Raw genomic sequence first — 1,362 nt, 5'->3', positions numbered from 1 at the left:
CGCACACCAGCGCGCTGGGGGGCTTCCTGATCGGGGCCGCCCTGGGGATTGCGCTGGTGGCCACGGTGGCCATCGCCACGTTCACCTGCGGGTTCGGCGTGGCCTTGCTGGCCGGCCTCGCAGCCGGCATCGGGGGCAGCTTGCTGACCGCCGCCGGAGAGGCGATAGGCAGTATGTTCTCGTCCCCCTCAGGGACGATAACCACTGCCTCACCCAACGTGTTCATCAACAGCCGCAAGGCCGCCCGCGTCGAAAAAAGCATCGGTGCCTGCGACAAGCACCCAGGGCCAGTGCAGATTGCCGAAGGCTCGACCAACGTCTTCATCAACAGCGTCGCCGCCGCGCGCAAGGGCGACAAGCTGACCTGCGGCGCCACCATTTCCGGTGGTTCGGACAACGTCATCATCGGCGGCGGCACCTACCGTTACCTGCCCGTGGACGATGAAGTCCCGGAGTGGCTGCGCACCACCGTGGATGTGCTGATGGCCATCGCCGGTGCCGCAGGCGGTATCGCCCAGCTGATCAAGGCGGGTACCCAGGCCGGCATGAAAGCCGTCATGCCTTGCGCGCTGAAGTTCACGGCCGGCTTCGTCGCCGGTGAGGTGGCCAGCCGTTACGTGGTCGAACCCGTGGCCCGCAAGGCTATCGGCGGCCTGGTCGGCAACCCCGTCGACCTCACGACGGGCCGCAAGCTGATCCCCGATGAAATCGACTTCAGCCTGCCGGGCCTGATGCCGATCGAGTGGTCGCGCTTCTACGCCAGCGACCTGACGGTCGACAGCGTACTCGGCCGCGGCTGGGTGCTGCCCTGGGAGCAGAGCCTGCGCCGCCAGGGGGCATTCATCTACCTCACCGACAACCAGGGCCGCGAAGTCCCGTTCGTGACCCTGCAACCGGGGCAGCGCATCTACAACCCGCACGAGCAGGTGTACCTGGTGTGCACCGAGGGCGGCCACTACATCCTGCAGACCCTCGATAACCTGTTCTTCTACTTCGGCGAAGTGCCAGATACCAACACCGAAGTGCCGCTGCAGCGTATCGAGAACGTCCTCGGCCACTTCCTGCACTTCACCCGCACGCCCGACGGCACACTGACCGACATCAGCGCCACCGGCGGCACCCGCGTGCACCTGCACTACGACAACCCGCTGGGCCGCCTGACCGACATCAAGCGCGTGGTGAACAACGAAGCGGTGGAAACGCTTACCCAGTACCGCTACGACGAACACGGCCAGCTGAGCGCGGTGATCAACCGCAACGGCGACACCGTGCGCAGCTTCAGCTACGCCGACGGCCTGATGGTGACCCACAGCAACGCGCTGGGGCTGGGCTGCCACTACCGTTGGCAAACCCTGGGCGACA

The 1,362-nt window shown here is 66.2% G+C and carries 1 protein-coding gene; it reads left to right on the top strand.

What is annotated here, in order from left to right:
• Positions 1 to 1,362 (top strand): DUF6531 domain-containing protein (locus tag ACK59Z_RS25760; protein ID WP_409293979.1); only part of this gene is annotated, 1,362 nt, incomplete at both ends.

Source organism: Pseudomonas sp. KCJK9058 (assembly GCF_046230975.1).
Lineage (GTDB): Bacteria > Pseudomonadota > Gammaproteobacteria > Pseudomonadales > Pseudomonadaceae > Aquipseudomonas > Aquipseudomonas alloputida.
The sequence above is the reverse complement of the archived record's forward strand: the minus strand, read 5'-3'. Positions and strand labels throughout refer to the sequence as shown.